The 24,060-nt window shown below is 33.4% G+C and carries 26 protein-coding genes and 1 pseudogene; 7 read left to right on the forward strand and 20 right to left on the reverse strand.

Features of this window, described 5'->3' with window-relative positions; translation table 11 throughout:
* The 9 genes from HOG88_RS06240 to ilvC all read right to left on the reverse strand — a co-directional run.
* A partial coding sequence (locus HOG88_RS06240) for an LptF/LptG family permease (protein ID WP_295004324.1) occupies positions 1-491 on the reverse strand: 491 nt, incomplete at its 3' end.
* Between the two features lie 47 nt (positions 492-538).
* A complete protein-coding gene (gene pth, locus HOG88_RS06245) occupies positions 539-1,093 on the reverse strand; it encodes an aminoacyl-tRNA hydrolase (protein WP_295004326.1) in 555 nt (184 codons plus the stop codon).
* A gap of 2 nt (positions 1,094-1,095) precedes the next feature.
* Positions 1,096-1,632 (reverse strand): 50S ribosomal protein L25/general stress protein Ctc, encoded by a 537-nt coding sequence (locus tag HOG88_RS06250; protein WP_295004328.1) that lies wholly within the window; start codon positions 1,630-1,632, stop codon positions 1,096-1,098.
* A 57-nt stretch (positions 1,633-1,689) separates the two neighbouring features.
* Positions 1,690-2,874, reverse strand: coding sequence for a type IV pilus twitching motility protein PilT (locus HOG88_RS06255; protein ID WP_295004331.1), 1,185 nt, complete (start codon positions 2,872-2,874; stop codon positions 1,690-1,692).
* Entirely contained in the window at positions 2,871-3,851 is a 981-nt protein-coding gene (locus tag HOG88_RS06260; protein ID WP_295004333.1) for a transaldolase, read from the reverse strand. Before HOG88_RS06260 ends, HOG88_RS06255 begins: the two co-directional genes overlap by 4 nt.
* A gap of 51 nt (positions 3,852-3,902) precedes the next feature.
* On the reverse strand, positions 3,903-4,841 hold the full coding sequence (locus HOG88_RS06265) for an aminodeoxychorismate synthase component I (protein WP_295004335.1): 939 nt from the start codon (positions 4,839-4,841) through the stop codon (positions 3,903-3,905).
* Between the two features lie 5 nt (positions 4,842-4,846).
* Positions 4,847-5,722, reverse strand: coding sequence for an aspartate carbamoyltransferase catalytic subunit (locus tag HOG88_RS06270; RefSeq protein ID WP_295004337.1), 876 nt, complete (start codon positions 5,720-5,722; stop codon positions 4,847-4,849).
* Positions 5,723-5,743: 21 nt separating this feature from the next.
* Complete coding sequence (bioD, locus tag HOG88_RS06275) at positions 5,744-6,391, reverse strand: dethiobiotin synthase (RefSeq protein WP_295004339.1); 648 nt, start codon at positions 6,389-6,391, stop codon at positions 5,744-5,746.
* Between the two features lie 180 nt (positions 6,392-6,571).
* On the reverse strand, positions 6,572-7,594 hold the full coding sequence (gene ilvC, locus HOG88_RS06280; protein WP_295004341.1) for a ketol-acid reductoisomerase: 1,023 nt from the start codon (positions 7,592-7,594) through the stop codon (positions 6,572-6,574).
* A 170-nt stretch (positions 7,595-7,764) separates the two neighbouring features.
* Between ilvC and HOG88_RS06285 the strand changes: the two genes are divergently transcribed.
* Complete coding sequence (locus HOG88_RS06285) at positions 7,765-8,502, forward strand: hypothetical protein (RefSeq protein ID WP_295004343.1); 738 nt, start codon at positions 7,765-7,767, stop codon at positions 8,500-8,502.
* A 20-nt stretch (positions 8,503-8,522) separates the two neighbouring features.
* Here HOG88_RS06285 and HOG88_RS06290 read toward each other — a convergent pair whose 3' ends face one another.
* A complete protein-coding gene (locus tag HOG88_RS06290; RefSeq protein WP_295004345.1) occupies positions 8,523-8,840 on the reverse strand; it encodes a hypothetical protein in 318 nt (105 codons plus the stop codon).
* A gap of 159 nt (positions 8,841-8,999) precedes the next feature.
* Here HOG88_RS06290 and HOG88_RS06295 point away from each other — a divergent pair, with 159 nt between their 5' ends.
* Positions 9,000-9,533: a Tfp pilus assembly protein FimT/FimU gene (locus HOG88_RS06295; protein WP_295004347.1), complete on the forward strand. Its 534-nt coding sequence runs from the start codon at positions 9,000-9,002 to the stop codon at positions 9,531-9,533.
* Positions 9,534-9,749: 216 nt separating this feature from the next.
* Here HOG88_RS06295 and HOG88_RS06300 read toward each other — a convergent pair whose 3' ends face one another.
* From HOG88_RS06300 to HOG88_RS06315, 4 genes and pseudogenes are all read right to left on the reverse strand, one after another.
* Positions 9,750-9,986: a hypothetical protein gene (locus HOG88_RS06300; protein ID WP_295004349.1), complete on the reverse strand. Its 237-nt coding sequence runs from the start codon at positions 9,984-9,986 to the stop codon at positions 9,750-9,752.
* 139 nt (positions 9,987-10,125) lie between these two features.
* A complete protein-coding gene (locus HOG88_RS06305; RefSeq protein ID WP_295004351.1) occupies positions 10,126-11,829 on the reverse strand; it encodes a protein adenylyltransferase SelO family protein in 1,704 nt (567 codons plus the stop codon).
* Positions 11,830-11,884: 55 nt separating this feature from the next.
* Positions 11,885-12,220 carry a hypothetical protein gene (locus tag HOG88_RS06310; protein WP_295004353.1) on the reverse strand — a complete coding sequence of 112 codons (336 nt, stop codon included), beginning with the start codon at positions 12,218-12,220 and terminating at the stop codon, positions 11,885-11,887.
* Between the two features lie 398 nt (positions 12,221-12,618).
* Positions 12,619-12,825 (reverse strand): annotated as a pseudogene (locus HOG88_RS06315) (4Fe-4S dicluster domain-containing protein); the annotation flags it as partial.
* Positions 12,826-13,071: 246 nt separating this feature from the next.
* Between HOG88_RS06315 and HOG88_RS06320 the strand changes: the two are divergent.
* Together HOG88_RS06320 and HOG88_RS06325 are read left to right on the forward strand one after the other, a co-directional pair.
* Complete coding sequence (locus HOG88_RS06320; RefSeq protein WP_295004355.1) at positions 13,072-14,538, forward strand: ATP-binding cassette domain-containing protein; 1,467 nt, start codon at positions 13,072-13,074, stop codon at positions 14,536-14,538.
* Between the two features lie 164 nt (positions 14,539-14,702).
* Positions 14,703-15,233, forward strand: coding sequence for a YaeQ family protein (locus HOG88_RS06325; RefSeq protein ID WP_295004357.1), 531 nt, complete (start codon positions 14,703-14,705; stop codon positions 15,231-15,233).
* A gap of 18 nt (positions 15,234-15,251) precedes the next feature.
* Here the strand turns inward: HOG88_RS06325 and HOG88_RS06330 are convergent, their stop codons facing one another.
* Positions 15,252-15,863: a pentapeptide repeat-containing protein gene (locus tag HOG88_RS06330; protein ID WP_295004359.1), complete on the reverse strand. Its 612-nt coding sequence runs from the start codon at positions 15,861-15,863 to the stop codon at positions 15,252-15,254.
* A gap of 127 nt (positions 15,864-15,990) precedes the next feature.
* On the opposite strand from HOG88_RS06330, the gene HOG88_RS06335 reads away from it, so the two are divergent.
* A complete protein-coding gene (locus HOG88_RS06335) occupies positions 15,991-16,182 on the forward strand; it encodes a YwbE family protein (RefSeq protein ID WP_295004361.1) in 192 nt (63 codons plus the stop codon).
* A 5-nt stretch (positions 16,183-16,187) separates the two neighbouring features.
* On the opposite strand, the gene HOG88_RS06340 is transcribed toward HOG88_RS06335, so the two are convergent.
* Entirely contained in the window at positions 16,188-17,252 is a 1,065-nt protein-coding gene (locus HOG88_RS06340; protein WP_295004363.1) for a methyl-accepting chemotaxis protein, read from the reverse strand.
* A 166-nt stretch (positions 17,253-17,418) separates the two neighbouring features.
* Between HOG88_RS06340 and HOG88_RS06345 the strand changes: the two genes are divergently transcribed.
* Positions 17,419-17,841 (forward strand): hypothetical protein, encoded by a 423-nt coding sequence (locus HOG88_RS06345; protein WP_295004365.1) that lies wholly within the window; start codon positions 17,419-17,421, stop codon positions 17,839-17,841.
* 57 nt (positions 17,842-17,898) lie between these two features.
* Positions 17,899-20,229 carry a tetratricopeptide repeat protein gene (locus HOG88_RS06350; RefSeq protein WP_295004367.1) on the forward strand — a complete coding sequence of 777 codons (2,331 nt, stop codon included), beginning with the start codon at positions 17,899-17,901 and terminating at the stop codon, positions 20,227-20,229.
* Here HOG88_RS06350 and HOG88_RS06355 read toward each other — a convergent pair.
* Genes HOG88_RS06355 through HOG88_RS06370 form a run of 4 tightly spaced genes read right to left on the reverse strand, consistent with a single transcriptional unit; the run spans position 20,209 to position 24,022 of the window.
* The gene (locus HOG88_RS06355; RefSeq protein WP_295004369.1) at positions 20,209-20,844 is read right to left on the reverse strand and encodes a phosphatidylserine decarboxylase; all 636 of its coding nucleotides are present in this window, start codon (positions 20,842-20,844) and stop codon (positions 20,209-20,211) included. The two genes, HOG88_RS06350 and HOG88_RS06355, sit on opposite strands and share 21 nt — an antisense overlap.
* Positions 20,844-22,793, reverse strand: coding sequence for an ATP-dependent zinc metalloprotease FtsH (gene ftsH, locus HOG88_RS06360; protein ID WP_295004371.1), 1,950 nt, complete (start codon positions 22,791-22,793; stop codon positions 20,844-20,846). Before ftsH ends, HOG88_RS06355 begins: the two co-directional genes overlap by 1 nt.
* 21 nt (positions 22,794-22,814) lie before the next feature.
* Positions 22,815-23,645 carry a 50S ribosomal protein L11 methyltransferase gene (locus HOG88_RS06365; RefSeq protein WP_295004373.1) on the reverse strand — a complete coding sequence of 277 codons (831 nt, stop codon included), beginning with the start codon at positions 23,643-23,645 and terminating at the stop codon, positions 22,815-22,817.
* Positions 23,645-24,022: a response regulator gene (locus HOG88_RS06370; protein WP_295004375.1), complete on the reverse strand. Its 378-nt coding sequence runs from the start codon at positions 24,020-24,022 to the stop codon at positions 23,645-23,647. The genes HOG88_RS06365 and HOG88_RS06370 overlap by 1 nt, the downstream gene beginning before the upstream one ends.
* Positions 24,023-24,060: the final 38 nt, after the last annotated feature.

Raw genomic sequence — 24,060 nt, forward strand, 5'->3', positions numbered from 1 at the left:
AAACCCATCTGAAAATTTAAGATATTTCCACAGACTGGGTGTGAAGGTTGAGAAAATGGATAGCTATGAAGAGGAAGAAGTTTTGAGAAATAGACATATTCACCTTTATGAGTAAAAAATAGATCTCGAGTTGGATTTAAATACTGTGCATTTTCGCGTATGTTATTTGAAAACTCATCTGCACGTGCAAAACTTGGCCATGCATGAAGAGATATAAATAGGACAATTATGGCACTAGAGACCACCACAAAAGGACGGAGTGCATCAACCCTAGAATAACCAAGTGAGAAAAAAGAGACAAGTGCATTAGAGCGAATTAAAAACACTTTCGTACTTATCATTGCAAAAACAAGAGCTAAAGGAAGTAACATGTCAATAGCAAAAAATGCTTTATACGCCAAATAAATTACAATTAAGTTTGCAGAAGAAGAAAGAGAATCAACATTTCCCATATAATCGAAGCCAACCATAAATATGACTAAGGCACTCATAATAATAAAAAAATACTTTAAATAGTGAAACGATACATATTTAAATGCTAACACAATGCTGCTTTACTTGCATACTTTATACTAACTTCTTCCATAGTATTTTTAAATAAAAATTCAATACTATCTGCACTTTTTTCAATTAAGGATTTTATGTACTCTTTTTGTTCTTTAGAAAATGGGCTAAGCACATAAGAAGAAACCTCTCCTTTATGGTCTGGCTTCCCTATTCCGATACGTACCCGTATATATTCTTTACCTATTTTTGAGTCTATAGACTTAAGTCCATTATGTCCACCATGTCCACCTGCCTCTTTAAAGCGCAAACTTCCAAAAGGAAGATCTAAATCATCATGTATTACAACTACTTGTTCTAATTTATAAAAGTTTTTAACTTTTATAACACTATCACCAGAGAGATTCATAAATGTTTGTGGTTTTAATAAAAAATGATTTTGAAATTTACTACATTCACCGAGAAAAGATGAGGAGGAGACTTTTGAAGCATTGAACCTTTTTATAAGTTCATCGATAACCATAAAACCAATGTTATGGCGTGTATTTTCATACTCAGAACCAGGGTTACCTAGTCCGACTATGAGCATAATTATTTCGCTTTAATGATACTTAGCACAGATACACGGTCAGAATCCGTGAAAGTTACATTTTTAATTTTATCTAAATCACGAACAAGTCTTGAATCTCCAACGTCCATAGGAGTAACATCAACAGTGATTGCATTTGGAAGGTTTTCAATAGTAGTTTTAACACGTAAACGTGGTTTAGCTATGAAAACCATACCTTTGTTTTTAACACCTAGTGCTTCACCTGTTGTTGCTACAGGAACATAATAATGTGTTAAAACACCTGGTTGTGCTACCATTAAATCAACATGTAAAAGTTTTCCAGTTACTGCTTGAGACTCATAAGATTGAACAACTACATTCAATTCTTTACCGTCTATTTTCACTGGGAATGCGATAGTTTCTTTATTACGAACAGTACGGATATACTCATTCATCTTGAATGCAGCATTAATGTTTTCTAAACCTTTTCCGTATACGTTTGCAATTAGATAACCATCAAGGCGAAGTGCCTTAGTATCACTTTTGCCAATACTCTCTCTAACTATACCTTCTAACATATTAAATCCTTTTGTGTTTTTAAATGACTGGGATTATACCTATTTATCGTTTAAAATTTACTTTAAGTCGAAAATATCATCATCAGAAGCAACACCATGTTGAGTTGCCTCTGCTTCTTTATTGCTACCAATTTTTCCACTTGAGAGTCCACTCATTTTTAGTTGTAAGTCAGAAGCACTTGTAGCATTTATAAGTGCTTGTTCTTTAGAAATAACACCATCATTGTACAGATCAAGAATTGCTTGATCAAAACTTTGTGACTTATAGTGCTCTTTTCCAGATTCTATGGCATCACGAATCTCATAATCTCTATTTTCCATAATGAGTTTCTCTATAGTCGGGGTACGAACTAGTATTTCCATAGCTGCTCTACGACCACCATCCAAAGTAGGAATGAGTCTCTGTGAAATAACACCTTGAAGTACTCCTGCAACCGAGATTCTTACACGGTTTTGCTCATCTGTTGGAAACTGAGCAATAATACGGTTAATAGTCTCTTTTGCATCCATTGTATGAAGGGTTGAAAAAACTAAGTGTCCCGTATCTGCTGCATGCAAAGCAAGATTAACAGTTTCTTTATCTCTCATTTCTCCAACAAGTATGATATCTGGATCTTCACGAAGAGCAGCTCTTAATGCTGTACCAAAACTAAGTGTATCTTGTCCAACTGAGCGTTGATTAATTATGCAACCTCTATCCTTATGTACAAATTCAATCGGATCTTCAATCGTAATTATATGCTTTTTCTTTGTTAAGTTTATTTCATTAATTAGAGATGCCAAAGTAGTTGACTTACCGCTACCAGTGACACCTGTAACAAGAACTAAACCCCTCTCTTTTTTAGTGAAATCTTTTATCACATCAGGAAGGTGTAACTCAGCTAATGCAGGAATTTTTACGGGTATAACACGAAAAACTGCTGAAATACCATCCATCTGAAAAAATATATTTACACGAAAACGGTTGTTTTCATTAAAAGGATATACTAAATCCAGTTCTTTAAGCTCAACAAGCTCTGCAAATCTTCCTTTTAACAACTCTTTTGCAAAAGTCAATGCATCCTCTTTTGACAGTATCTCTCCGCCTAACGTGACAATATCTCCTTGAATTCTAGCTCTAATAACAGCATTAGATTTTACATGAAGGTCACTTCCTCCAACTTCAATCATTCGTTTAAGATATCCACGAACTTTCCTTAACTGCTCAAACGTTAACTTACTTATATCTACCTCATTACTCATAAAGCCTCCAATATATCTTTAAATGCATCTTTGAATGCGAGTAAACCATCTTCTATCTGTTTATCTAGCACCTCATCAAAATTAATACCTATTGCTACTATTTTTGAAAAATGATTTTTAATCAATTCTGAGTCAATTGGTAAAGCTGGTATTGATGTTTTATGTGCATTAAAAGAGTGTATAGTCTCTACTGGTGCTGTATTCACACTGTTATATGCAAGCAGTTGTTCTATGTAGTAGTAAGCAGGTAAAGAATCATCTTTCACTCCAGTACTTGCGAAGAGGGCACGACATCCGTCTACATTCAGCTCTTGGATAGTTGCATAAATCTCTGCACTGTTATATATACCACTTAAAGCTACTTCTATACCATTTTCTAGAAGCTTTGCATCGAGTGCTCTATCTACACGACTCACAAAAATGCTAATAACACTTGCAACACTCTTTCCAAATAAAGCTATGCCTTCTTTAAAAGCCTTTGCACAATTTATTGCTTGAGATTTTTTAAAAATAAGTGTCGCGTTTACAGGAATTCCTTCTGAGGTAAGTGCTTTCATTGCCCTATATCCAGCCTCCGTAGCTGGAACTTTTATCATAACATTAGGTCTATTTATACTTTGAAAAAGTCTTTTCCCTTCCGCTATTGTTGCCTCTGAGCTATCGCATAGTGAAGGGTCTACCTCAATGCTCACATATCCATCATCGCCTTCATCAAATAGAGGTCTTAAGATATCAGCTGCTTTTGTAATGTCATATATGGCAACCGACTCATATTTTTCTTTAGCAGAAAGACCCTGTAAAGATTCAAGTTGTTTTTTATAGGCACTAGAGGTTAAAATAGCATTTTTAAAAATAGCTGGGTTTGAAGTAGCACCATTAATAATTTTTTTATCTATCAACTCTTTAAATTCATTATCAAGATAATCTCTCTCAATGAAATCTGCCCATAAAGAGAACTTTAAATCTTCTATATACATCAGCTATCCTAGATTAATTTTCTCTATTATAACGAAGTATATATAAAATTACTATGGAAGATATATTTTATCTTGTAACTCTTCATACTCGAGGTTCACATCACTATCAAGAGTTATTCCTCCACCACTTTTATAGACAAATCCATCATCTCTTTTTTCTATAAAACGTATCATTACCCCGCTATCTAACTTCTCTCCATCATACACACCAAAGACACCAGAAAAAAATCCTCTCTCGTACCCTTCTATATTTTCTATAATTTTTAAGGTACTGCGTTTTGGTGTGCCACTGATACTTCCAGCTGGAAGTAAGTCTTCTAATATATAACCAATCTTTGTATGCCAGTCATTCTCAAGTTTTCCACTTATGTGTGAACTTACCTGTAGTAGTCTCTTCTCTCCAGCTTCTATGCACTCTATGTAACGAAATTTCTCTACTCTTACATCGCTAGAGACTATTGAGAGGTCATTTCTAAGTAAATCTACAACCATTATATGCTCAGCTAATTCTTTCTCGTTCGCTAAAATTTTTTCACTTGCATTCTCAATAGCCGCGTTTATAGTCCCTTTCATTGGGAATGTATTTATTTGATTATTTTGAATCTGGATAAACTTCTCTGGAGAAAAACAAACAAACTCATCCTTATACCGTAACTTATAATGTGCATTCGCATAACGATATATTTCTTTTAGATTGAGCTTTGTTTGAACCTTCGTCTCTTGGGTGAGGTTTAAAATATAAGTCTCTCCAGATTTTATCTTCTCTATAACATCTGTAAACTTTTTTTTATAATTATTTATATCAAGGGGATTTATTTCAAACTTTTTATCATGTTGCTTATATCTATAATTCTGGTCTATACAAAACTCTATATCATTATCTTCTAACTCATCTAATAAAAAGACTTCTATTCTTTGTGCTTTAAAATCACTCACAAAAAGAAAAGGTTTTTTCTGGGCCCCCAGAGTATTTAAATCAGAAAAGTTCATACAATCTAGCTAGTGGCTATAAGCTTTTTAAGAATGGCCATTCTTATATTCACTCCATTTGTGACTTGTTCTAAAACCTTACAGCGTTTATCTTCTAAAAGTGCATCTGAAATATCAATATTTCTATGTACTGGACCTGGGTGTAGTAAAATAATATTTCTATCCCCAATAAGTTCCTCTGTAATACAAAAATCACTTGCATAATCTTTGAGTGAAGCATAGCTTTGTGATGAGTGGCGTTCAGTCTGAGTTCGAAGACTCATAATAGCATCCACCTCATCAATAATCTCTTCTAAAAAGTGAGTTGTTCTCAGGTCTGTTTTTGGTAAGAAGTGAGGTGGAGCGACAAGAATGACTTCCATACCAAAACGTGACAATAATTCTATATTTGAGTTTGCTACACGAGAGTTTTTAATGTCACCAACGATGGCAATTTTCTTTCCCTCAAGGTTTTTAAAATGCTCTTTAAGTGTATAAAGATCCAGAAGTGCTTGAGATGGATGAGCATGTGCACCATCTCCTGCATTTACTATACTTGCCTTTGTATAATTTGAAAGGATTTTAGGGACCCCAGAATTTTGATGACGTACTATGATGGCATGCGGACCCATCGCATCAAGATTCATTGCAGTATCTACAAGTGTCTCACCTTTTTTAGTTGAACTTTTTGTTACATCAAGATGTACTATCTCTGCACCCAAACGTTTCGCCGCTATCTCAAAAGACGATTTCGTACGTGTTGAGTTCTCAAAAAACAGAGTGATTATTATCTTATCTTGAAGGATTCTCTCAAAACGACCATCACTAAAAGTTTTAGCATCTACTAAAATTTCTTCTATCTCTTCTTTTGTAAAATCATCAGTACGAATTAAGTGTGCCATTTTTATCCTAATAGATTTAATTTATAGATTATACAAGACATCACAAATAGTGTCAATGTCAGAAGCAGTTTTATATACTTTTTGTTTTGTTTTTATATAGTATGGTTCACTTATAGTTGCAAACCCTTCATCTTCTTTTTTACAATTAAATGCAGTTATATACTTTACAGTATTCGTTTCTAAAGCATTTTGACTCAACCTTGTATCATTGATACAGCCAAGAGAACAATGAGTCACTAAAAGTGTCGCTGCATTTAGCTCTTTAATAAGGTCAATTAACATATATTCTTCATCTAAAGGTACATATAAACCACCTGCTCCTTCAATAATTAAAACATCACATAATTTTTCAAGATCTTCTATTGCTGTTATTATTTTATTTATATTAAGTTTTTTCGCGTTTGAAGCTACAAATGGGGCGGCAGGGAGAGAGTAAGAGATAGGAACAATATCTTGTACATTAAGGTTTTTAAATGCAGGATTCAACTTTTTAACTAAAGATAATAGCATGTCTCCATCAGGATAAACATTATCAATGACACCTGTTTCAATAGGCTTAATAACCCCAACTTTTAGACCACGAGAAGCATACTCTTTTAAAAGAAGTTTAGTAGTGTATGTTTTGCCGATATCAGTATTTGTAGCAGTTACAAAAATTCGTTTTGCCAAAGTGTCTCTTTTTTTAGAAAGTATAACGAAAGTAGTTTAAAATATATGATTATATAAAGTATGGTAAAAACTGTGGATTTTTGCTTAGTGTGCTTAAGATTTTGGAGTTTGAGTAAAGGAGGCTACAATCGTAGCTGACTGCACTCATCTTCAAAAGATTGAGTGCAATAAGTAAAAATACTAGTTTTTAGAAGTGTCTACTATTTTGCCGGCAGATATCCAAGGCATCATTTCACGAAGCTTGTTACCAGTTTGAGTGATAAGTTTAACTTTGTCATTTGTACGCTCAGCATTCATACGAGGATAACCTGCTTGACCTTCAAGGATGAAGTCTTTTGCAAATCTACCATCTTGAATTTCTGTTAAGATTTCTTTCATTGCAGCTTTAGACTCAGCATTGATAACACGCTTACCAGAAACATAGTCACCATACTCAGCAGTGTTAGAGATAGAATATCTCATATCAGCAATACCACCCTCAAACATTAAGTCAACGATTAGTTTAAGTTCGTGAAGACACTCAAAGTATGCAAGTTCAGGAGCATAACCAGCTTCAGTTAATGTTTCAAAACCAGCTTGCACTAGTGCAGTTGCACCACCACATAAAACAGCTTGCTCTCCGAAAAGGTCAGTTTCTGTTTCATCTTTGAAAGTAGTTTCGATGATAGCAGTACGACCACCACCAATTGCAGATGCATAAGAAAGAGCTAACTCTTTAGTGTTACCTGAAGGATTTTGACCAACAGCGATAAGGTCAGGAATACCACCACCACGAACAAACTCAGAGCGAACAGTATGTCCTGGAGCTTTTGGAGCAATCATAGTAACATTGATGTTAGCAGCAGGGTTAACACGACCGTAGTGAATGTTGAAACCATGGCCAAATGCGATAGTAGCACCATCTTTAAGGTTTGGAGCAATCTCTGCTTCATAAATCTCTTTTTGATTTTCATCTGGTAAAAGAATCATTACAACATCAGATTTTGCAGTAGCTTCAGCGATAGTAAGCACTTCAAAGTTTTTAGCTTCAGCTTTAGCCCATGAAGAACCACCCTTACGAAGACCAACAACAACAGTAACGCCACTATCTCTTAAGTTTTCTGCGTGTGCATGTCCTTGAGAACCAAAACCGATCATTGCAACTGTCTTGCTTTTGATAAGGTCTAAATTTGTGTCTTTGTCATAATATACATTTAATGCCATTGTATTTCCTTGAGTATGTTAAGAGTTTTTATCTTAAAAATTTTGTGGCATTATATCTAAGTTATTTTGAATCTTTTATTAGAGTAAGCTAATATTTAATTATCACTTAACTCGTTTAATATCTAGTATGTATAATAGTGAAAAATAATTTAAGACTCATAAGGTAAATTTTGTCCATACATAAACAAAAAATTTCTATAGAACATAAATACAGAGGAAATGTAGAACTTCCTGATAATCCTGAAGCAAAGGATGTTTTTTTTCGTACTAAACAAGCATACGCTAATCATGAGAAGATGAGCATAAATATTCTTTTTTCTAATTCAAAACTAGCAAAACTTAAACGCTATCAAAAAGGCTCATCTGAAAGTGAACTTGCAAACTTAGATCTTTATATAGAAATGGGAGAAGCACTTAGCTTTAATACTGATGATGCAAAAAAACTCAAGAACACTATTCAGTTTACGAATGATAGTGCACACACTAGTTTTAACATTACTAAACGTTTAAAACTTATAAATAAACAGCATAAAACAAAAACAGATAAAAATTATCTTTTTTGGGACATTGAAAACTTTTCTAGTATTAGTTCTATTTTTAATGACATTATAGATAAATACGACATTGATGATAGTCATATTTTTCTTGCAGCAAATCCAGACTCTCTTTATCTTAAACGCTCAGAATGGGAAGCGAATCTTTATGACTATGGGAAAACACTCCACTCGTTTAACTTTATTAAGTGTGACCATGGAAAAAATGTAGCGGATGATGTTTTACTTGATGAATTTATAAATGCAAAATTAACTAATGCGAATGTTTTTATACTTACATTTGATAGAGAGCTAAAAGAACGATTTAACGAAATTACACATAAGAGTAATAACCTTTATATAATGGGCAAATAAAATCTCAAGGCAAGAATTCTTCAAGATCTCTTCCACTCGACCTCATAAGTAGGAAGCTGATTATGTGCATCACACAGATATGCATAAGGGTCTAAAGAATTAGCTCGCATGTTCTTTTTTCTGTAAATACTCTGGCAATTTGCTCTACCTTCTAGAGGGTCATTAATAGATATAACTGTTATATTTTTCTCTATTTCTACAAAGTCTAAAATCTTGATTAATTTTTCTTTTTTAGAGCTAAATACTCCTAAAGATGCTTTCAGTTCTGGAAATAATGAGCTTTCAAGACTTATGACTTTAAGCCACATTTTTGATAGTGTTGATATAATTTCAGACATAAGTCGAATCCCTTTTCTGTTAAATTTTTGTCGTAAAAAATTACGGGAGCCATTGAGGGTATAACCTGTCTGAAATCAGATTTCAACTTTTTCAACTTCAACAACAATTAAACTATCAGCTTTTGTAGGAATCTGCAAGTAGCTCAGAGGTGTATAAGAATGCAAAATATGAAAAAAGCTTTTACAATGATTGAACTTGTTTTTGTTATTGTTGTCATTGGTATTTTAGCCGCTGTTATTATTCCAAACACTAGGACTAATCCTGTTGAAGAAGCAGCGATTAGCTTACTTTCCCAAGTGAGATATACACAGCACCTTGCAATGGTTGATGATAAGTATGGTGCTCCTAATTGGTTTAGAAATAGATGGCAGATAACTTTCAATGGAAATACATATTCTATAGAACATAATAATAATACTGCATTTGCACAAGACCCACAAACAAAGCAAAACATCCAGGGCATTGTACTAAATGGTTTAAGTAATATAGTACTAGATGGCGATTGTCTAAATGAAACTATTATTAGTTTTGACCATCTTGGACGACCATTGAGAGGCAATTTGGCAGGAACAGCAACTTCTTATGTTGCTGGTCAAATAGTAGATGCTAACTGTACGATTATATTAACCAATGGTACAGAGACAGCATTTATTGATATAGTTCCTGAAACTGGTTATTCAAGAATTAGATAATTATTAATTTTGATATTTCCGTTACTTCTGACACAGATGGTGAGAAGCACTTTTCTTTGATATCTAAGTACTCTTTATTTGAAAAATATAGAATAAACAAACGATTTATTTTTTTACTTCAATAAAGGAAGTATGTGTTCTCTGTATTGACTATAGAGTATTTTATCAGACACATAGAGTCCAACAAGTCTTTCAATTCTCATATAAATTTATAACTTAGTCATTAGGAATAGCATTAAATTCTTCTTCTTTAGTTTTAAACCATTTGAGCATTTCCTCTGGTTTTTGCATAAGCTCTTTTGCCTCGTTCATTACTTTAAGGTGGGCTGCATCTTCTTGTAGAAACATTTCCATACCATGTCTCTTACTCAATCCTACCATATCATTAAATGTTTCAGCTTGAAATGTTTTATCACAAGCACCGCCTAGTTGTTTACAAGTCATTGTTTTCATAAGTTTCCTTCTTTTTCATCATTGTTTTTTATTTTCATATACTATCTAATCATATATTAACACTAATACATAATCAAAATAATCTTTAGAATCTAAGATATTAGCAAGATTCGAATTGTTAAAACTCTTTATTTAAAAATTATGACGAGCAGCTGATATGAGATATACCGGCAACCTCAAAGAATTCAGTCGGCTTGAGTCTATAGTATTTTTCTTCAATGTCTTTGGACTGCTCAGAATATGGCTCATTCATCACTTCCTGCATCTCTCTAATTAGAGAATAGTTTCCTTCTGTGGCTTGCTGGTATGCAGGTACTAGGAGCCATTCTCGTAAACTATATTTTGGATTGACCAGTTTCATTTGAGCAGAGAGCTCTTCGTGAGATTTAGATGAAGTAGCGATGAGTGAGTTCAATTTTTCTAGCCACTCTGACCATCTCTTGTGAATCTCTCCATCCTGAGTCAAGTTCTTGTAAAAGCTTTTTTTGAATGAATCAATGCTTTTAGGTATCTGTGAGAGCTCACGAAAGAAGATAGTATAATCGACAGAAGTTTGAACCATCAGTATTTGGAGTTCGTTGAACAATACTGTATCAAAAGTCTCAAGTCCAAGCTTGCTAGCCCACATCATTTCCATTTGTTCTTTCATTACTTTGGAAAAGCTACTTTCAATCTTGCTCAGCTGAAGTTGAGAGTTCTCATCTGATTTCAACAATGGCTGTAACGCCATGCAAAATACATGAAAGTTTCGCTGGGCTGCTTGGGGTTGATTTAGGAAAGAGAAGTGCTTTCCCCCTCCCGTCCACGGCTGATAACTTGGGTCAAACACATCACAAAATCCAAATGGACCGTAGTCGATGGTAAAACCTCCTGCCGCACAGTTATCGCTGTTAAAGTTTCCTTGGCAGTAGCCAACACGAATCCAATTTGCCACAAGGGATGTGAGTCGACTACGGAACTCTTGTGCAAGTAACACAACTTTCTCAACAGTAGTTAAATTTTCATCAATTACATTACTGTACTCGCGGTCAATCAAGTGTAATACAATCTTCTCTAGCTCTTCCATCGCTTTAGGATGCTCATTTTTTCGAGCACGTCGAGCAAAAAGTTCGATTTGACCAACCCGTATAAATGAGGGTGCTACTCGTGTTGAAATAGCCACGGCTTCTTCTATCATTACCTCAGGATCCTTTGAATATGATCCTTCCTTATACCATGGTCGCTTGACAGTCTCAGTTTTTGAAGTGAACAAACTCAAAGATCTTGATGTTGGCACTCCAAGAGCATGCATATGCTCCTGTGCGAGAAACTCGCGGATACTTGAACGCAAGACTGCCCGTCCATCAGCACCACGGCAGTATGGTGTTCGACCACCACCTTTGAGCTGCATTTCTAATCGACGACCATTAATTATGCCCTCAAAGATGGAAATTGCACGACCATCACCGTACCCATTACCCGTTCCAAAGGGGCACTGCTGATAATACTCAGTACCGTAGATGGAAAGAGCATATCCACATGCCCAACCAAACTTGCGAATTGGCTCTGGTACATTCGAAAGATTCCCCGAGAACATGCTTATAAAGTCATCTGATTGTGCCAGACTATCTGAAAATCCCAATTCGCGAAATAAGCTAGTACTATGTACAATATACTGTGGCTTTTTAATTGGAGTTGGATTCACTGGAACATAATGCCCGGAAAAAACTTGTCTCGGAGAGTGATCGATACCGTTTGCTGTAGCCTCGGGATCACAGTCTAGAGTGTCCATTAGCGAGTAGTTTGTCAATTCTGCTAAATCGTTTAGTGTTTCTACTATCTGAGAGGTTTGTTTTACCTTCATGTATCTTCCTTTTTTAGGTGTAATCGTCAGCTATTAGGGATCGAATTGTTGAAGATTAAGAGCAACCACAACCAGTACCACAACTTTCATCATTAGACTTATCAGTAGATTCCAGCGTCCAATCATCAGTAGAGTCACAACCAACATCACAACTAACACCCGTACTACAACCAGAGACAGCAGTAGCATTTTGTGCTACTCTTATTACAAAAGTATTATCTTCAGCGATTTGTGAATGAAAAGTATGTTTACTACAGAATTCTTCATTCATAAATTCAGCGACAATATTTGCATATTGATATGCTTCTTGCTGCGTTTGAAATTTATTGTTGTTTGTATATTCACTTTTTTTAAAACATCCACATTCTTGTTCCATCTGCACTGTATACATAAAATATTTCCTTTTGATTATTATATTATGGAAGTATAGTTATTATAAACGAAATAAACATACTTTTTAAAAAGTAATTGTTGTTTATAAAAATTTCTTTACTTTAGAGTTATGAGATATGTATAGTGAATATACTGAGGGGAAGTTCTTTTGCTATTATGAGAGCATAAATATTCATGAATGATTAAAACTATATAAATAGGCAGATTAAACTGCCTATAAACTAGCATCTGAATGGTCTTTCTAAAAACTTATTCTACAACACTATCAACATCGCCGGCTTCTCTATCTTCCATTGATATTTCAGGACGTGATGGCTGGTTATTATCAGCACCATCACCTAGCTTGTATACACTACTTGCTTCATAATGTGCTCTATTGGCATCATCAAACGGAAGATCCCAGACGATACAGCCATCTGTCGGGCATGCTGCCTGACATGCAGGAGTTTCATGATCACCTATACACTCAGTACAGGTTGCAGGATCTACATAATATGTATCTTCACCTGTTGGATTATCATCATCATCAACTATTGAGCTTGTTGGACACTCGTCCAAACAAGCATCACACGAAATACACAAATCTGTAATACGAACTGACATTTTATTTCCTTTGAATTAAATTCTATTGGTATATTATCCTCATCAATTTAAAGTTTCATTAAATATTTTTACTAGTTTAGATTTCAATTCATTATTTGCTTTATCTATGATGTTTTGTCAGCAGTCCCCAAAGTATTTTATACAAATCTTTTCTTGATTAAACAACTTTTATAAATTAGATTAGATATAATAGAAAATATTCAAAGAGGATGGTTTGTAATCAAGAGTTTAAAAATTAGAAATTTATTGTATAAATATGCTAGTACAGCCCAACCTATATTTAGTGAAGTAACTTTGGATATTGAAGAGGGTTGGAGTGCTATAACCGGTGTCAATGGCTCAGGCAAAAGTGCACTTTTAAAGTTAATATCAAAAGAGTTAAAAAGTGAAAAAGGGATGATCATAGGTAATGATCTTGTCGTATATTGTGCACAGAGTACTGAAGTAGCGCCTACTGAACTTGAAGAGTTTATGTGTACTTATACTAAAGAAGCCTTTCAAATCAGAGACCTTCTAAGGGTTGAAGATAGTTGGTTAGGGGTATGGAATATATTAAGTCATGGTGAGCGAAAACGCTTACAACTAGCTGTTGCCCTTTCTATGCCAAGCGATGTATTAATGGTAGATGAACCGACCAACCATCTTGACCAAGAATCACAAGCAATTGTGATAGATGCCCTTAAAAGCTATAAGGGCATCGGTATTTTAGTAAGTCATGATAGAGTCCTACTCAATGCACTTTCACAGCAGACTATAATGATTAAATCTGGTGAAGTCTTAAAGCATAGAACAACATTTTCTTTAGCACAAGATGCATATGCACAGACTCTTTCCCATCAAAGAAAGACACTTGGAGAACAAGAACATGAATTTAAAAAACTAGGTAAAGCTATTCAAGCACAAAGGGAACAAGTTTCTCTTGCTAAAAAAAGATTCTCTAAAAAAAATGTCGGAAGATTTGATAGTGCTGAAAAAGAGAAGATAAACGGGGCTATATTAACAGGTAAAGATAAAAAGAATGGAAAGAACCTTCAGAACACAGTAACTAAACAGCGCCAACTCGGTGAAAAAATGGGAACCATTAAAAAAGAGTATGTAACAGGAATTAGCTTCGAGGGGAAAATTTCTAAACACAACTTCCGTGTAGCAGTTGAGAAATCCTGTATTCTTCTCTTTGAGACAACTGAACTTTGTTTTCCAAGGTTATCTATTAATGTCGGGGAAAAAGTCGGTATTAGTGGTGAGAATGGTGTAGGTAAGAGTAGTTTTATTCGCTATTTTATAAATAAGGTAGATTTTGCCCATGAGTACCTTTACATTCCTCAAGAAATCACTGAGGAAGAAGCAAAACAACTTTTTAAGAATGTAGACGAGATGAGCAGTGAAGACAAAGGTGAACTTTTCACCCTTATACAATGTTTAGGATCCGATGCTAAAGCCCTACTCTACAGTACTGTTCCAAGTCCAGGAGAAATTAGAAAGCTCTTAATTGCACAAGGACTTTTAAAACACCCTTCTCTCATTATTTTGGATGAACCAACGAACCATATGGATTTAGACTCAATTGAGTCTTTGGAGAGTGCCTTACAAGAGTATACTGGGGCATTAGTATTCATCACACACGATCAAACTTTTTTACAAAACCTAAGTACAAAATCTTGGGTATTTCAAAAGAATAAAGAGAAACCTTATACAGTCAATGAAATATTATAATAGTAAAACTTTGCATCATGCAATATTTCAGTCATCTATCTTTTATTTATGAAACAATACACCTAAAGGGGTATAATCATGAATCATATAAACAGTAAATACATTAAACTCAAAATTCTATGGCACTTCCTAAAAAAGAAAATGCTTCGAACTTAAGGAACATCATGGCTACCAAATCAACAATCAATAAAACTAATTTAAATATAGCCAATATGGATACGAACTACTATGCTGAGCATAGTTTAATCCTAGCACAACATCCATCTGAAAATGACTTGCGTTTAATGGTAAGAATTCTCGCATTTATTTTTAATGCAAATGAAGATTTAATCTTTTGTAAGGGAATAGCTCAAGATGATGAACCAGATCTTTGGCAAAAGAATCTCAGTGGAGATATTGAACTTTGGGTTGATTTAGGACAACCTGATGAAAAAAGAATTAAAAAAGCTTGTGGTCGTTCAGATAAGGTAATTATCTACACATATCAAGAAGGCATGGCAAATTCTTGGTTTACTCAGAATAAAAAGCTACTTAATAGACTTAAAAATTTAAGTATCGTATATTTAAAAATTGATGGTGATATTGAAGAACTCTGTGAACGTTCCATGTCACTACAGGCAAACATTAGTGATAATGAACTTAATTTGATTGCTGGTGAAAACAGTATTTTTATAGCAGAAGATATTTGGAAATAAAATAATGACTATGTCTTATTAGTCAACAAGTACTATTCCCATTGATTCAAGTAAAAACAATGCTTCATACCTACTAAATATAGCACCCTTTAAATGATTGGTTTTTATATTGATTTGGGTGTTTGTAGCATCAGTAAAATTTGCATACTCTAGTTTAGTACTCTCAAACCATGCACCTTTAAAATCACTAGTACTAAAGTCAGCTCCACTAAATGAACCTGACCTAAAATCAACATATTTAGCACTACACTTTTTCATCACTACCCTATCTATTGTTAGAGCAAAAAAATTATTGTCATTTACAATACATTCTCTAAATTCAATTGGTGTACTGCTGAGTAAACTTTTCCAGTCACACATTGTCCAGTCTATACCAATCATTTTACATGATATAAAGTGACTACCACTTACAATGCTATTTGTAAGTTTCATAAGGCTTAGATTACAGTTTAGAAAACGACAATCAATAAACCTACATGAATGAAAAAAAGTTTCACTAAAGTCACATGATATAAATGTACACTCTTCAAACTCCGCTTTTTTTATCTTTATTCCCCGAAGGTCAATTCTTTCAAATTCTTCAGCAAAACAATCAAGGTTATCTACAATTAGTTCTTTATTTTTACTCATATAATTCTCATAATAAATTTTTGTATAACTATATCTAGATTTTTATAAATAAGGAAACAAAAATTCACTTTGAGTTATGCATACTCTAGTTATAATTCTGTAAAATACTTAAAAAAATGGAAATATTATGGATGGAACTAAACGAGTAAATATAAAACATGGAATAAGTGTCGCAATAGTTTTAAAACAAGATCAAGACACAGGAAAATTAACTGATGGGATAGTAAGAGATTTACTTACAAAATCTCCATCTCATCCACACGGAATAAAAGTCCGTTTAATGAGTGGAGAGGTTGGACGAGTCAAAGAGATCTATTAAGTTTTCTATTTCTGAGAAGATTTAACAGCATTAAAAAGATCGTTAAACCCACTCTCACTAGAGTTTTCAACATCTTTAATTCTTGCAAGAGCTTCTGTATATTTAGCATCATTATTTAAACTAATTGCTTCAGTTAATCCTTTATGAATATTTGAATGATGGTTTCCAATACTACCTAAAGTACTATTACCTTTTAAAAATGTGCTCTTAGCTTCTGTAAACCATTTAGAAAATCTACAGCTATTTTCATTTTCTATTTCAGTTGTAGTTTGAAATATAAGTGCTTTGTATGCATGAATTTTCAGTCCAATATGGTCTATTTTCCCACTATTTACTTGAAGTTCGTCAGTTACATACTGCGTTTTAGACTTTATTCTTCCAGAGTTTTCTACAACACTCTCAATGCTTTCATTAAAGACATTTAATATATCATTTACCTTAGATGCTTCTTCATGAAAAGTATTGCTAATATCTATCATAGAACTTGAGTTTTGCTTGAGCGAATTGATATTGATTTCAACTTCACTTGTTGCTTTTTGTGTTCTCTCCGCTAGCTTACGGACCTCATCTGCAACAACAGCAAAACCACGTCCATGTTCACCTGCACGAGCTGCTTCAATCGCTGCGTTTAGTGCTAGTAGATTTGTTTGGTCTGATATATCTTTAATCAGGTTAATAATATCAGCAATAGACATAACACTCTCACTTAAAGAGTTAGAATCATCGCCCAAAGTATTTGTGTACTCTTGAATTTTATCTACACTTCTAGCTATCTCAGAAGTCTCTTTTTCAACATCTATCATCTTTTCTGTTGTTTGAGTATTTAACTCATTAATATCTATTAACATTGCAATTGGACTATCAACAGTTTTTTTTAAAAAATCATTTCCATTTTGGTAACTATCCAGAAGAGTATTCACAAACTCTGTTTGTTTAGTATCTACAAGTTTAATAGGCTTTCTAGCATTTTCAAGTTCGCGTTTTAAATCTTCTATATCTGATATATAGTTGCTAACCTCAACTCTATGTTTATCATTTAGTTCATCAATTACTTTCTTGTTTCCAAACATTATATATCCCCTGTTCCATTAATTATCATCATTGTATCATAAAGACTCTTTCTCTTACTTTAACGAAATTTACATAATTTTTTTCTAAAAGCTTTTAATTTCAACTTAGATTTATATTTCATTCAATATAATTGTTGTTATATCTAAAAATATAAAAGGATTTATTATGGGTACTATGTTATTAGTGATGGCCGCAGGGCTTACATTTGGTCTGATCGTTTTCTTTATTTGTGAGGAAAAATCTTTAAAAGATGCTGACTTTTCCGACATGAAAGGTCTATTTACGCAAGAGCTTCAAGCTTCCGCATGCATTGGCCAGTTCCAGACAGTACGCTACTTACTTGTCTATCTTGTATTACTTCTTATTTTCAATTTAGTAATTGCTAACCTAGTGTTTTTGCCTAACGAGTTTGCTATCCAAGAAATACTCGCATATACCTTTATACCATCTCTAGTTGGTTCTTGGATTATTTTACTTGTAAAATGGACATATCAGCCTGTTATAAAACTTGCTTCTTCATTTATGTATGGTGCCGGATTTATAGGGGCTTCTAGTATTGCCTTTGGAATTACATACTTTATACGCTAGCCCTCTTAAATGGTATTAATATTGCTATAATTATAAAAAAATTTAGCAAGGTGATATATGGCTGATATAGATGAAGAGATAATCATAATTGAAGATAGTGATGCTTTACCAGATCAACTATCTTCTGATTATGAAACATCGCAAAAAAAACCCTCTAAAAAAAATAACTTTTTACTCTCTTTTGGACTTTTATTAGTTCTTATAATTATCATAACAGTTTTAGCTCTCAATACTTCAAGTAAAACTGAAGTAATGATGGACATAAACTTTTTAAATGAAAAACTCAAGCAAAGAACAACTCCCACTATTGAACCAAGTAAACTTGAAAATATGATTGCTAAAGCAAACTACCTTTACACAAATGGCTCAAAAGATAAAGCCCTTTTTATGTATGAAAATATTGCACAATATAGTCAAGCAATTTCAGAGTACAACTTAGGTGTAGCCCAATTAAAAAATAAACAATATAAAATGGCAGTTAAAACATTCTCAAAAGCAATAAAGAATGATGAGAAGCGTTGTGTTAGTGCAATAAATGCTGCAGTATGTTCTTTACACTTAAATGATAAAGAAAGCTTTCATTATTATATTGACTTGGCCTATGCTTATCTTCCACATGAGATCAACTCACCTTTATATTCTTACTACTATACTCTCATAAACTACTACAATCAAGATTATTTTAATGCTTTAAACTCACTAAAAAACACAACATCTAATGAATACCCAGTAGTACAACAAAATATTGGTGCTACTATTAATGCCCTATTTAACAATGATTATGCAGCGATTGAGATTATGGACAAGAACCATGACCGAGTTGAGAACTTCAGCCTAGGACTTTTATATGCAAGGGTTGGTGATCTACACTTAGCTTTAGAGTATTTAGAAAAAGCAGTTACATATAATACTCAGCCAATAAAAGCGCAACTTGCCATAGGCCTTATTAATCTCAAACTAGGAAACTTAAAGACAGCATCCAAACAAATTCAAAATATAACAGATACATACCCAGATGAAGTATACCTTCACTACCCCATCAATGTGAAACTCAAAGAATCTCTTTTTGATGCAGCAAAAGCACAAAAGCTCTATAGAGATAAGCATTCAAATTCTAAGAATACAACATATAACAAAATATTCTCTTTTTCTCCCTATAAGGTCTTTAATGCAAATCAAACAATTAGTTATATACGAAAAGGAAATGCAAATATCTATATAGATAATATCCAGAATGCTCAGGAGTATCTTAAAACAAGTTCTTCTGCATCTAATGTAAATCTAGGTATTACAAGAGCTATAAAAAAAGCTCTTGCTCTTAAAATTAGGGAAGCAAATCAAGACCTTATCGCTCTCATTAAATTGCAACCAAAGCACTCAATTTTACATTATAATTTGGCACTTACTTATGCTCAACTTGGAAATAATAAAAAAGCAAATGAACACTTTTTAAGATCGTACCATTTAGATGCTAAAAATTACCTAGCCGGTATTTATGCTGTAATGACAAGTCAACTGATTAACAAAGATTCTAAAAAACTAACATCAATTCTAAATGACTCTCTATCTGATGAAATTGACAGCGAAGAAAAGAGTCTCTATACAGCCCTCTTAAATATTACACAAAATAACTATATCTCTTCTGTGGATTGGTTAGATAATAGTTACAGACAAAAACCTTTGTACTTAGTTATTAGTAGTCTTATTTCCTTAAATCTTAAAAGGTATTCTAGTGCGAAAAAATCAACAGAGCAACTTACCCTTTTACTTCCTGATGACATATTACCTCACCTAATGTATATAGATGCACACTTCTCAAATTTAACACCTAAAAAATATGCAAGAACAGTATTAGCTTATTTAAAGAAACAGAAATTTCACTTTAATGATTTGTATTATGGGCCAACTATTACACGTTTTTTATATATTCAACAAAATTTAATTATTGGAAAATTATATTATTTAAGAAAACAATTAAAGTCTGTACTAGAGTCAACAAGTCAGCCTACATATGAGATTGAGAGTGCATTAGCATTAACTTCACTATTTGATCAACAGTTTGAAGAGTCTTACTCTATTTATAATAATTTAATAGATGAGTTGAAAACTCAAGACTCTGACACACTGTTTTTAGGAGCAGTTGCTTCTACTGCGGCTGGGCACCATGAGAATGCAATTGCACTTTTAGAACTGTCTAAACTAAAGAATGGTAACTTTTATGAGAGTAGATATGCTTTAGCACTTTTATATATGGAAATTAAAAATAATGAAGGTGCAAGTATTCAGCTAGCAAAGATTAAAAAAGATGGATTTATATCAGATTATTTTGACTTTGATATTAATACAAAAGAGTTACTCTTTAATAGATTAAGAGAAATAACCAAGTAGACTTTCAGAAGCTTTTAAATCACTTCCTACACTTACATTTAATCTAAAGTTATTTGGGATATATAGTGTTGTCATTGTGTTATTTACAAATCCATACCTAGTTGTTTGGTACACTTCTTGAGATGCTTTTATATCAATAAATAGAGGGATAAAACTCTCTTTTAATCTATGGATAACCTTAACTCTATCAGCATTATTATTTACAAATGTTAGATAAATAGCCTCATTCAAATCTGAGTGAAGTGTACTTTTTGTTGCTACTTTTGTACCTTTTGTGTAATGTAATGATTCTACTTTTGCACTCATAGGTACTCTTAAAATTCCTACATCAAAGATTGTACTATCAATTTTAAGCCTATATGCAAACTCTGAGTTATCTATTTCTTCAATAGAAAGTACAACGCCATCAACTGGGGAGACAAGAGAAGATGACTCAAATACTGGAAATAAACGCTCAGGATTTCTAAATATAAAAATAAATATTCCTGTTAATAATAAAGAAATAAATGCTAGTGTATGTAAAGAAAAAATAGATAATACAATACTTATACTAATAGATATACTTATATATTTCCAACCATCTTTGTATAATATAAAAAGATTATTATTGGCCATTACTTCTCTTTTGTATCACTCATTGAAGCATCAACTTTTAATTCTTCACTTATTTCATCAATAGTTTCAACTAGTTTACTTTCCATATTATTTTCTTTTTCAAAGTCTAAAATAATGTCTCGTACATCATCGCCTGAAATATTCTCTTTTTTGTACAATAGTGCAACTATACCTTCTATTGCATCTCTATACTCTTCTAATCTATCAAGAACGGCCTTGTATCTATCATCTAATGAATTTTTAATAAATGTATCCATATCTTCAGCCATTTTTTCACTATATTCACGAGAAGCTTGTTGCCCTCCTCCTAAAAATGACTGTCTACTCTTTTCTAAAACCATTAGCCCAGCAATATCACTCATACCATATGTTTGAACCATTGACTTTATAATATCTGTTGCACGTTCGAGATCATTTCCTGCACCAGTCGATATTTCTCCTATAAAGACTTCTTCTGCTGCTCGTCCACCTAGTAATACATCTACTTCCGCCCATAATTCATGGCGTTGCATCATAAATCTATTTTCTTCTGGCTTGTTTAATGTATAACCAAGTGCTGCAAGTCCACGTGGAACTATAGATACTTTAGATACTCTTTTGGCGCCAACAGTAGTCTCAGCAAGAAGAGCATGCCCACTCTCATGATATGCTACTATCATTTTCTCTTTAACATTTATACGACGAGATTTTTTTGCAAGTCCTGCTATAGCACGTTCAACTGATTCAAAAAGGTCTTTTTGTTTTACAGTTTTTTGACTTTTTCTTCCTGCAAGAAGAGCTGCTTCATTAATAATATTTGCTAAGTCTGCACCAGCTAACCCTGCTGTTAAACGAGCTATTTCATCAATCTCAACTTCATCATCAATTTTAACACCTTGCATATGAACTTTGAGTATTTTAATACGACCCTCAAAGTCTGGTTTATCAACAAGAACCTGTCTATCAAAACGTCCAGGTCTTAGTAGTGCTTGGTCTAAAATCTCCGGTCTATTAGTAGCTGCTAATATTATAATTGGAGTATCTGTACCAAAACCATCCATTTCAGCTAAGAGTTGATTTAAAGTTTGTTCTCTCTCATCATTACCACCCATATTTGCACCAGATGCACGACTCTTACCAATAGCATCAATTTCATCTATAAAAATAATACTTGGAGCATCTTTTTTTGCTTGTTCAAACAGATCACGTACACGTGCAGCACCAACACCAACGAACATCTCTATAAAAGAAGAACCTGTAACTGAGAAGAAAGGAACTTCTGCTTCTCCCGCTACCGCTTTTGCAAGAAGAGTTTTACCTGTCCCTGGAGAACCAACAAGAAGTACTCCTTTAGGAATTTTTGCACCTATCTCTACATAACGAGCAGGATACTTTAGAAAGTCAACTATTTCTTGAACTTCTTCTTTTGCTTCTTCCACTCCAGCCACATCATCAAATTTTGTTTTTGGTTTTTCTGAATTTACCATCTTTTTAGATTGGCCCATTCCTAAAAGTCCGCCACCCATATTTTTTTGCATACGTCCAGCAAAAAACATCCAAATAGCAATAATTATAAGAAATGGAAACAACCAACCAAACATTTCAGTAAACCAGTTTGTCTCACTAAATCCTTCATACTCTATATCTGCTTTATCAAGGGCCTCAACAAGTTTTGTATCACCTTTAACAATTCTAGTTGTATATACACTCAAGCCATCAGCCGATGTTGCTTTTATATAACTTTGCCCTATTTCAACTTTAGCTACACTTCTAGAGTTAACAAGTGTTTTTAGTTCTGAGTAGCTTACTTGTTTAACCTTTGAAGCTGTTCCAAGAACTGAGCTATTTGCCCCTCTCTCACCAACCATCATCTTAAATACAATTATAATTACAACTGAAAAAATTGCAAATGTTATGAGTGGATTTTTATTAAAAAAATTATTATCGTTTTTATTATCTTTGTTTTGCATATCTTTATTATCTCTTTTTTATTATTTTTGTTTTCTCAAAATAAATGTCACCCATTCATCTTCTGCTATTTTCTCTATAATTTCACAATCTTTGTAAAAACTCAACACTTTACTTTCATACTTATCTAAAATACCAGAAAGAACTAGTATGCCATCTTCTTTAAGTGCTTTTTTTAAATTATTAGCGATAAAAGTAAGAACATCTGCCACTATATTTGCTACGACAACATCATATTTTTTATTTACTACAGAAGAGGAGCCTTCCCAAATACTCCCAAATTGCAAGTTATTTAACTTTGCATTATCTATGGAGTTTTCAACTGATATAATATCTGTATCACAGGCATCTACTTTTGCACCTAATTTCATAGCGGCAATACCTAGTATACCACTGCCACAGCCTACATCTAAAACATCGTCACCCTCTTCAACATACTTTGAAACTGCTCGAAGTGAAGAAGCTGTTGTTGGGTGGTGTCCAGTTCCAAATGCTAGTGCTGGATCTATAGCTATGTTAATAAGATTATTATGTGGTGCATCCCAAGTTGGATGAATATAAAACTGATCAATTGCTAGGGGTTTTATACTTTCCTGGTAGGATTTAACCCAGTCGTTATTCTGTAATTTACTTTGTACACATTCAAGCTCTATATCTATTTTAAGTGCTTTTTCCAAGGCTTCACAAAACTGTTCTAGTCCCCATATTATAGTGTCAAGTTCATCTTCACTTCTAATAATAAAACCGCTATCAGTTTCTTCAAAGCCTATGGGTATTGTATCTAATAAAAAGTCTGAAAAAAGAGAATTGTGAGAAGAAACTGTAACTACTAACTCGAAATAATGCGCTTGCATTACTCCTCCGAGACACCCATTACAGCACCAAGTTTTTCTTTTAAAACTTGTGGCGTGAATGGCTTAACTATATAATTATTTACCCCGGCTTTAAGAGCTGTAATAACTTCAGCCTTTCCACCCTCCGTTGTAACCATAATAATCGGCATGTCACTAAAGCGATCATCAGCACGTACTTTTTGAACAAGTTCAAGACCATTCATTTCCGGCATATTCCAGTCTGTAATCAACATATCAACATCTGGATTAGTGTTAATCTGGTCCCAACCTTCAACTCCGTCAGCACCTTCAATAATATCTTTGTATCCAAGACGAGCTAGAGTGTTTTTTATAATACGACGCATTGTAGAACTATCATCAACCACAAGTAATTTCAATTGAAATCCTTTCTAAATATAATTTGCAAATTTTTGTA

Origin of the sequence: Sulfurimonas sp., from assembly GCF_018698455.1 — a bacterium.
In the GTDB taxonomy this organism is placed as follows: Bacteria; Campylobacterota; Campylobacteria; order Campylobacterales; family Sulfurimonadaceae; genus Sulfurimonas.

What these genes read in the sequence shown, in the direction of transcription:
- pth (WP_295004326.1), bottom strand. Translation starts at nt 1,093, where the DNA reads ATGCTCATAGTCGGACTAGGTAACCCTGGTTCTGAGTATGAAAATACA.
- HOG88_RS06250 (WP_295004328.1), bottom strand. Translation starts at nt 1,632, where the DNA reads ATGTTAGAAGGTATAGTTAGAGAGAGTATTGGCAAAAGTGATACTAAG.
- HOG88_RS06255 (WP_295004331.1), bottom strand. Translation starts at nt 2,874, where the DNA reads ATGAGTAATGAGGTAGATATAAGTAAGTTAACGTTTGAGCAGTTAAGG.
- HOG88_RS06260 (WP_295004333.1), bottom strand. Translation starts at nt 3,851, where the DNA reads ATGTATATAGAAGATTTAAAGTTCTCTTTATGGGCAGATTTCATTGAG.
- HOG88_RS06265 (WP_295004335.1), bottom strand. Translation starts at nt 4,841, where the DNA reads ATGAACTTTTCTGATTTAAATACTCTGGGGGCCCAGAAAAAACCTTTT.
- HOG88_RS06270 (WP_295004337.1), bottom strand. Translation starts at nt 5,722, where the DNA reads ATGGCACACTTAATTCGTACTGATGATTTTACAAAAGAAGAGATAGAA.
- ilvC (WP_295004341.1), bottom strand. Translation starts at nt 7,594, where the DNA reads ATGGCATTAAATGTATATTATGACAAAGACACAAATTTAGACCTTATC.
- HOG88_RS06290 (WP_295004345.1), bottom strand. Translation starts at nt 8,840, where the DNA reads ATGTCTGAAATTATATCAACACTATCAAAAATGTGGCTTAAAGTCATA.
- HOG88_RS06295 (WP_295004347.1), top strand. Translation starts at nt 9,000, where the DNA reads ATGCAAAATATGAAAAAAGCTTTTACAATGATTGAACTTGTTTTTGTT.
- HOG88_RS06300 (WP_295004349.1), bottom strand. Translation starts at nt 9,986, where the DNA reads ATGAAAACAATGACTTGTAAACAACTAGGCGGTGCTTGTGATAAAACA.
- HOG88_RS06305 (WP_295004351.1), bottom strand. Translation starts at nt 11,829, where the DNA reads ATGAAGGTAAAACAAACCTCTCAGATAGTAGAAACACTAAACGATTTA.
- HOG88_RS06310 (WP_295004353.1), bottom strand. Translation starts at nt 12,220, where the DNA reads ATGTATACAGTGCAGATGGAACAAGAATGTGGATGTTTTAAAAAAAGT.
- HOG88_RS06325 (WP_295004357.1), top strand. Translation starts at nt 14,703, where the DNA reads ATGGCTACCAAATCAACAATCAATAAAACTAATTTAAATATAGCCAAT.
- HOG88_RS06330 (WP_295004359.1), bottom strand. Translation starts at nt 15,863, where the DNA reads ATGAGTAAAAATAAAGAACTAATTGTAGATAACCTTGATTGTTTTGCT.
- HOG88_RS06335 (WP_295004361.1), top strand. Translation starts at nt 15,991, where the DNA reads ATGGATGGAACTAAACGAGTAAATATAAAACATGGAATAAGTGTCGCA.
- HOG88_RS06340 (WP_295004363.1), bottom strand. Translation starts at nt 17,252, where the DNA reads ATGTTTGGAAACAAGAAAGTAATTGATGAACTAAATGATAAACATAGA.
- HOG88_RS06345 (WP_295004365.1), top strand. Translation starts at nt 17,419, where the DNA reads ATGGGTACTATGTTATTAGTGATGGCCGCAGGGCTTACATTTGGTCTG.
- HOG88_RS06350 (WP_295004367.1), top strand. Translation starts at nt 17,899, where the DNA reads ATGGCTGATATAGATGAAGAGATAATCATAATTGAAGATAGTGATGCT.
- HOG88_RS06355 (WP_295004369.1), bottom strand. Translation starts at nt 20,844, where the DNA reads ATGGCCAATAATAATCTTTTTATATTATACAAAGATGGTTGGAAATAT.
- ftsH (WP_295004371.1), bottom strand. Translation starts at nt 22,793, where the DNA reads ATGCAAAACAAAGATAATAAAAACGATAATAATTTTTTTAATAAAAAT.
- HOG88_RS06365 (WP_295004373.1), bottom strand. Translation starts at nt 23,645, where the DNA reads ATGCAAGCGCATTATTTCGAGTTAGTAGTTACAGTTTCTTCTCACAAT.